Here is a 7393-nt window from a genome sequence, read left to right as displayed (position 1 = left end):
AAAACAGGGTTCTGTAAGATTTTGTAAGGCAATTAAACTTGCAATTTAAATTTTGACTTAGAATTAAAATGTGCATTGAATATATGTAAAATTTATGCTATAATTTATAAAATTATATTTAAGCGATGATTGAGAGAGTAGACGGTCATGAAAGATATAAGAGAGAAGATACCGGAGGCTGAGAGTATCTTTATCGGTTCAAGCCGTTGAAGTTCCCTCAGGAGCTGCATTCAGAACACCGGCGAAATAATGGAGTTGTAAGAAGGGTCGGTAAGTAGGAAGTGCCGGGTTGCAGCCGTTATCTGCAAAAGAGTGCTTGTATATCCAAAGAGATATACAGGAATTTGGGTGGTACCGCGAAGCAAACCTTCGTCCCTTTGTGTTGGGATGAAGGTTTTTTTATTAATCTAAAGACAGCCAAATACTTTAAATGAATTATATATAAGGAGGAATACAAAGCATGAAGGAGCAGTTGAGCAGTATTAGAATGCAGGCCGAACAGGAGCTTTCTAATGTTGGAAGTATTACGGAGCTGGAAAACATCAGAGTAAAATACTTGGGAAAAAAGGGAGAACTCACCGCCGTATTGAGGGGAATGGGTTCACTTTCACCGGAGGAAAGGCCGGTAATAGGACAGTTGGCAAATGAGGTAAGGGCTTATATTGAGGGACGCCTTGAGGAAGCAAAGAGTGAGCTTATAAAGAAGGAAAGAAGCCAAAAGCTTGAGAAAGAAGTTATTGACATAACCATGCCGGGTAAAAGAAAGATGCTCGGAAAGAAGCATCCTTTGAGCATTGTAATAGACGAGATTAAAGATGTGTTTATAGGAATGGGCTATGAGATAGCCGAGGGCCCGGAAGTTGAGCTGGATTATTACAACTTTGAAGCTCTAAACATACCTAAAAATCATCCGGCAAGAGATGTTCAGGATACATTCTACATAAACAACAATATATTGCTCAGGACCCAGACATCTCCTGTTCAGATCAGAGTTATGGAGAATAAAAAACCGCCGATTAAAATAATTTGCCCCGGAAGGGTTTATCGTTCCGATGCTGTGGATGCCACCCATTCACCTATATTCCATCAAGTAGAAGGACTGGTTGTGGACAAGGGAGTTACAATGGGAGACCTTGTTGGCACATTGAGATTGTTTGCAAAAAGCTTGTTTGGAGAAAAGACGGAAATAAGGCTAAGACCTCACCATTTCCCATTTACGGAACCCAGTGCCGAAGTTGATGTTTCATGCTGGGCTTGCGGTGGAACAGGCTGCAGGGTTTGTAAAAATGAAGGCTGGATAGAAATTTTGGGAGCAGGAATGGTTCATCCGAAAGTTTTGGAAGTATGCGGCATAGACCCGGAAGTATATAGCGGATTTGCTTTCGGACTTGGAGTGGAAAGAACGGCTATGGGAAGATTCAATATTGATGACATGAGGCTTTTGTATGAAAACGATATCAGATTCTTAAAACAGTTTTAATATTTGATATAAAATTTGCGAAAGGAGTAATAGTATGAAAGCACCGATAGATTGGCTGAGAGATTATGTTGATATAAATGTAAGTGCCAAGGAATTTGCAGATGCGATGACAATGTCAGGTTCCAAGGTTGAAGGAATAGAGGTTCAAGGTGAGGAGATCACCAAAGTTGTAGTGGGAAAGATACTTTCTGTTGAAAAGCATCCCGATGCCGATAAGCTCCAGGTAACAAAGGTAGATGTCGGCAGCGAGGTAATACAGATAGTTACCGGAGCCCAGAACATCAGTGTTGGAGATTACATACCTGTAGCTCTTGTGGGTTCTACTCTGCCGGGGGACAAGAAAATATCAAAAGGAAAGCTAAGAGGCATAGAATCCTACGGTATGATGTGCTCAATTGAGGAACTGGGCCTTACCAGGGATGATTGTCCCGATGCGCCGGAAGACGGTATTTATATCCTGCCTAAAGAAGAGGAACTGGGCAAGGACATAAAGGAAGTATTAGGACTAAATCAGGAGATTGTGGAGTTTGAAATTACCTCCAACAGACAGGACTGCTTGAGCATCATCGGTCTTGCAAGAGAAGCGGCCGTCACCCTAAAGACAGAGTTTAAGAAACCTGGTATAAACCTAAAGGAAGAGGGGGACGATGTTGCTCAATATATCTCTGTTGAAGTGAAAGATACGGAGCTTTGTCCAAGGTTTGCGGCAAGAGTTGTAAAGGATGTTAAAATCGGACCTTCACCCAAATGGATGAGGGATAGGCTTAAGGCGGCAGGGGTAAGACCGATTAATAATATTGTTGACATAACAAACTATGTAATGTTAGAGTACGGCCAACCAATGCATGCTTATGACATCAATGATATAAAGGGAAACAAGATTATTGTAAGAAGAGCTTTTGACGGCGAGACAATCAGGACCTTGGATGACCAGGACAGAGAGATAGACCCATCAATGCTTGTGATAGCCGATGAAGAAAGAGCTGTCGGAGTTGCCGGTGTCATGGGCGGTGCCAATTCGGAAATCAAGGACGATACCAAAACTATAGTATTTGAGGCTGCAAACTTCAACGGCACATCGGTGAGACTTACCGCAAAGAAGCTGGGAATGAGGACCGAGGCATCCGGAAGATTTGAAAAGGGGCTTGACCCTGAAAATGTTGAGGCTGCCATCAACAGGGCTGTACAGCTTGTTGAAGAGTTGGGAATAGGTACGGTGTGCAAGGGTATGATTGATTGCTATCCGAAGAAGAAAGAGCAAAGGACTATAAATCTCAGGGTTGATAAAATAAACAGCTTCCTCGGTACCAATATCCCGAAGGAAGAAATGGCTGGCATTTTGAAAGCACTGGAATTTGAAGTGGATGAGAATAATATGACAGTAAAGGTTCCCAGCTTTAGAGATGATGTGGAGAGAGAAGCGGATATTGCAGAGGAAATTGCAAGATTCTACGGCTACAACAACATAGAAGCTACGCTTCTGTCCGGCAAGGCTGCCACACTGGGAAGAAAAACTTACAAGCAGATTATTGAAGACCTTATAAAGGAAACAATGATTGCATGCGGACTGTCCGAGGCGTATACCTTCTCATTCACCAGTCCGAAGGTGTTTGACAAATTGAACCTCCCCGCGGACAGCGAGCTTCGCAAGGCTATTGTTATTTCCAACCCGTTGGGTGAGGATTACAGCATAATGAGAACCACTACTATTCCGGATATGCTTGGGGTAATCAGCACAAACTACAACAGGAGAATAGAAGAGGCGAGGCTCTTTGAAATGTCGAGGGTTTATATTCCTCAAAGTCTTCCTATAAATGAGCTGCCACAGGAAAAGGCGGTTCTCACCCTGGGAATGTACGGAGAGCTTGACTTCTATGATATGAAGGGCGTTGCGGAAGAGCTTTTTGAAAGACTTGGAATAGAGAATTATGAAATTTTACCGGAGAAAAACAATGTTGTGTTCCATCCGGGAAGAACTGCTGTAATAAACATTGACGGTGAGTATGCAGGTATCATAGGGGAAATACATCCCGAAGTTGCCGAAAAATTCGAATGTCCGGAGAGGACTTACATTGGTGTTATCGAGATTGAAACACTGGTCAATAAAGCTTCAATGGATTGTGAGTATAAGGGGCTTCCGAAGTACCCCGCTGTTACAAGGGATATTGCAATGCTTGTAAAGGACGAGGTATTGGTAAAAGAGATAGAAGATATTATAAAGCAAAGAGCGGGCAAAATACTTGAGAGTGTAAAACTCTTTGATGTATACAAAGGAAAACAGGTACCGGAAGGAATGAAGAGTGTGGCCTATTCCATAACTTTCAGAGCGTCCGACAGGACTTTGACCGATGAAGAGGTGGGCAAGGCCATGACAAAAATACTTGACGGACTGAAGAGAAACCTTGGTGCAGAGCTCAGGTAACCGGGCATATTAATATAGCCGGAGAAGGATTATGGATTTCCTTTTCTCCGGCTATCGTTAATATTCTGGAATCTATTTTAACAACTGACTTTCTGCCATTTGAATCATTCTTTTAACCATTTGTCCGCCAATAGGTCCGCCTTGCAATCCATTTACTCTGCAAGGTACATCGCCTTTGTAATGGTCGTTGTTTTCTTTAACGTATTGCAAAAGCCCAACTTCTTTGGCGCATTCCATTTTAAAGCGGGTTAAAGCCTCTCTTGCTTGTGGGTCCAAAGAAGAATTTCTTCTTGCCATGCTATTCACCACCTTGTCTGTTTTGTATGTATTTAGTTTGTTCGTTTTAAAAAGGATTAACACAGGAATTTTAACCTCGATTTCGCATTGGCATGAAGACGGACCATATTTTACGCGGATTGGATTATCATTTTCAAATGAGTTTTTAAGCTTTAAAAAGCGTAATTTATAAGATACAGCAAAACGCCATAAGGTATAAATTATATGGTTTAGTATATGATATCATTTGAGCACAAAATTAGAATACTCTATTGCGTTGGGATTAATCATTTGTTAATATAAAAACAAAGTTGTTGAAAAGCTTATCAGACTTATGTTTGATTAATAAAAATTTATATGCTGGAGGTTTAACGATGGAAAGAATAAAATTCGACTATTCAAAAGCAGCTTCTTTTGTAAGTGAACATGAAGTTGCATATTATGAAAGCTTTGTAAAATCTGCCCATGAAATGCTCCATAACAAGACCGGGGCAGGAAATGACTTTGTAGGCTGGGTGGATCTTCCTGTAAATTATGACAAGGAAGAGTTTGCCAGAATCAAGGCTGCAGCAGAAAAGATAAAGTCCGATTCCGATGCTTTGATTGTAATTGGAATAGGTGGTTCTTATTTGGGAGCAAAGGCAGCAATAGACGTGCTTTCTCACTCATTCCACAATCTTATGCCAAAGTCAAAGAGAAATGCTCCTGAAATATATTTTGTAGGAAACAATATCAGCTCTACATATATTGCCGAGTTGTTGGAAGTAATTGAAGGCAAGGACATTTCGGTAAACGTTATATCAAAATCCGGTACTACAACAGAGCCTGCCATTGCATTCAGAATCTTTAAAGAGTACATGGAAAACAAATACGGAAAAGATGGAGCAAGAAGCAGAATATATGCAACTACCGACAAGGCAAAGGGAGCTCTTAAGAAGCTGGCAACGGAAGAAGGATACGAAACTTTCGTAGTTCCCGATGACATTGGAGGAAGATTCTCTGTTTTGACAGCAGTGGGCTTGCTTCCTATTGCAGTATCCGGAGCCGATATCGACAGCATGATGAAGGGTGCGGCTGACGCCCGTGAGCTTTACAGCAATCCAAATTTAATGGAAAACGACTGCTACAAGTATGCTGCTGTAAGGAACGCTCTCTACAGGAAAAACAAGACCATTGAGATAATGGTAAACTACGAGCCTTCACTTCACTATTTCACAGAGTGGTGGAAACAACTTTATGGAGAAAGTGAAGGAAAGGATCAAAAAGGAATATTCCCGGCTGGAGTTGACTTCACTACAGACCTTCACTCCATGGGACAATATATACAAGACGGCTTGAGGAACATATTTGAGACTGTAATCAGGGTTGAAAAGCCCAGAAAGAATATCATTATAAAAGAGGACAAGGATAATCTTGACGGATTGAACTTTATTTCCGGAAAAGATGTGGACTATGTAAACAAGAAAGCAATGGAAGGAACAGTACTTGCCCATACCGACGGTGGAGTTCCGAATCTTATAGTAACTGTGCCCGAGCTTAGTGCTTATTATTTCGGAAATATGGTATACTTCTTCGAAAAGGCATGCGGTATCAGCGGATACCTCCTCGGTGTAAATCCTTTTGATCAACCGGGAGTTGAGGCTTACAAGAAAAATATGTTTGCTCTCCTTGGAAAACCGGGTTACGAAGAACAAAGAAAGAAGCTTGAAGAGCGTTTATAATATAGTAGATAAAAATAAGGAGCCGGAAAGTTTTCCGACTCCTTGTTTAGTTTTTTGAAGAGAAATGAAAGAGGCAAAAGCAAAAGGGAGCTATGTCCCGAGCTTTTATTTTTATGGCAGATGTAATACCGATATCTCCGGCGGTGAAAAAAACCTTAGAGGAACGCACACATTCCCAAGTCCGCTGTTAATATATAAATTAATATTGTTAAATCTATGGGACCCTTTTGTGATACCCATTTTAGCGAGTTTTTCATGGCGCAGAAGCTTAAATTCGAAGTCGAAGGGGGCCCATATCTGGCCACCGTGAAAATGACCGCACAGAAGATAGTCCACACTTCCAGCGGGTATTTGAAATATGATATCGGGATTGTGGGATATTGCTATATTGGTGCAGCCCTTTGTGTTACAGCTTCCTAGGGCCTTTTTTATATCGTACCGTTTTGACCTGAGGTCCTCAATTCCAATAATATTGTACTTTCGACTGTTTTTTTCAATACAGACGGAGCTGTTTAGAAGGACCGATACGCCTTTATTTTCGATTAGCTCTTTAAATTCCTGTATTGAAGCCTCATTGTTGTCTAATGCCTTATAATCGTGGTTGCCGAAACAAAGGCAGATTTTATAATCTCCTCTGATGTCTTCGAGAAAATTTATGAATGCCGGTATATGTTTCGGATTGTCTATATAATCCCCCGTAAGTACGACAAGATCCGGTTTTTCCGTCTCTAATACTTTTACCACCTTGTTTATATCCACATTTAAGAATTTCATGTGCAGGTCTGAAAGATGTATAACCTTAAAAGGATTCTTGTTTTCGGTAAAACAGACTCTGCCGACTTTTAGTGTTGTAGTCTCATAGCGCATATAAACAAGGGCGAGAATCGTTAAAAATAAAATAAAATATAAAGTATTCATTGCTTTCCTTTTTCTAATCTAATATTTAACATTATTATTTTTATGCTTATTTTAGCTGGTTTTTGATTGTCTATCCAATAATATATCAATAAATTTAGATTCCATCAATAATTTTTTTTGAATTGGTAAAATGTCGCATGGGGAGCAAAACGAGTAATTGCGCGGGTTTTAGTAATATTAACCTCTGGATTTTAGATAAGAAGGGGTTGTATAATTTTATTAGGGGGTGCTCAATATGTTCAATCTCAGCAATGACTATGATTTGCAGCCAATGACGTATTCCATCAAAAGCTATCGCAGGAGAGAATCTTCGATAGGCAAAAAGATAGCCAAAATTTTTGTGGGTCTTATTATACTAACGGTTTTAGCTATAGCAGCGTTCCTTCTTTTTTATTAGTTTGCGAAAGGTATATGTTTTTTGTGAAAAGTTTTGAAATTTAAATTTTCTATTGACAAATGCCTACAACGTAAGTATAATAACTTTTGTTGCGTGATATTATTTGCGGATGTGGCGGAATTGGCAGACGCGCTAGACTTAGGATCTAGTGTCACCGACGTGGGGGTTCAAGTCCCTTC

6 protein-coding genes, 1 tRNA gene and 1 other annotated feature are annotated in these 7393 nt (G+C 40.4%); of the genes, 5 read left to right on the top strand and 2 right to left on the bottom strand.

The features are described from left to right. Nucleotides 1-116: 116 nt before the first annotated feature. Nucleotides 117-380 (top strand) — a binding site (T-box leader). Between the two features lie 80 nt (nt 381-460). Both pheS and pheT read left to right on the top strand, forming a co-directional pair. Further along, nucleotides 461-1480, top strand: a complete 1020-nt coding sequence (gene pheS, locus PLH43_RS12520; protein WP_324363630.1) for a phenylalanine--tRNA ligase subunit alpha — start codon at nt 461-463, stop codon at nt 1478-1480. 34 nt (nt 1481-1514) lie between these two features. Next, the gene (gene pheT / locus PLH43_RS12515) at nt 1515-3902 is read left to right on the top strand and encodes a phenylalanine--tRNA ligase subunit beta (protein WP_324363628.1); all 2388 of its coding nucleotides are present in this window, start codon (nt 1515-1517) and stop codon (nt 3900-3902) included. A gap of 72 nt (nt 3903-3974) precedes the next feature. Here the strand turns inward: pheT and PLH43_RS12510 are convergent, their stop codons facing one another. Next, entirely contained in the window at nt 3975-4199 is a 225-nt protein-coding gene (locus tag PLH43_RS12510) for an alpha/beta-type small acid-soluble spore protein (RefSeq protein ID WP_324363625.1), read from the bottom strand. A 353-nt stretch (nt 4200-4552) separates the two neighbouring features. Here PLH43_RS12510 and PLH43_RS12505 point away from each other — a divergent pair, with 353 nt between their 5' ends. After that, nucleotides 4553-5899 (top strand): glucose-6-phosphate isomerase, encoded by a 1347-nt coding sequence (locus tag PLH43_RS12505; RefSeq protein WP_324363623.1) that lies wholly within the window; start codon nt 4553-4555, stop codon nt 5897-5899. Between the two features lie 111 nt (nt 5900-6010). On the opposite strand, the gene PLH43_RS12500 is transcribed toward PLH43_RS12505, so the two are convergent. Then, nucleotides 6011-6817 carry a metallophosphoesterase gene (locus tag PLH43_RS12500; protein WP_038286791.1) on the bottom strand — a complete coding sequence of 269 codons (807 nt, stop codon included), beginning with the start codon at nt 6815-6817 and terminating at the stop codon, nt 6011-6013. Between the two features lie 235 nt (nt 6818-7052). Between PLH43_RS12500 and PLH43_RS12495 the strand changes: the two genes are divergently transcribed. Next, a complete protein-coding gene (locus PLH43_RS12495; RefSeq protein WP_324363618.1) occupies nt 7053-7214 on the top strand; it encodes a hypothetical protein in 162 nt (53 codons plus the stop codon). Between the two features lie 113 nt (nt 7215-7327). Then, nucleotides 7328-7393: transfer RNA gene (locus PLH43_RS12490), tRNA-Leu, on the top strand.

It is taken from the genome of Acetivibrio sp., assembly GCF_035371925.1.
Taxonomy (GTDB): Bacteria; Bacillota; Clostridia; order Acetivibrionales; family Acetivibrionaceae; genus Hungateiclostridium.
Note: the sequence above shows the minus strand (reverse complement) of the source record. Positions and strands in the feature narration are given on the sequence as shown.

What these genes read in the sequence shown, in the direction of transcription:
- pheS (WP_324363630.1), top strand. Translation starts at nt 461, where the DNA reads ATGAAGGAGCAGTTGAGCAGTATTAGAATGCAGGCCGAACAGGAGCTT.
- pheT (WP_324363628.1), top strand. Translation starts at nt 1,515, where the DNA reads ATGAAAGCACCGATAGATTGGCTGAGAGATTATGTTGATATAAATGTA.
- PLH43_RS12510 (WP_324363625.1), bottom strand. Translation starts at nt 4,199, where the DNA reads ATGGCAAGAAGAAATTCTTCTTTGGACCCACAAGCAAGAGAGGCTTTA.
- PLH43_RS12505 (WP_324363623.1), top strand. Translation starts at nt 4,553, where the DNA reads ATGGAAAGAATAAAATTCGACTATTCAAAAGCAGCTTCTTTTGTAAGT.
- PLH43_RS12500 (WP_038286791.1), bottom strand. Translation starts at nt 6,817, where the DNA reads ATGAATACTTTATATTTTATTTTATTTTTAACGATTCTCGCCCTTGTT.
- PLH43_RS12495 (WP_324363618.1), top strand. Translation starts at nt 7,053, where the DNA reads ATGTTCAATCTCAGCAATGACTATGATTTGCAGCCAATGACGTATTCC.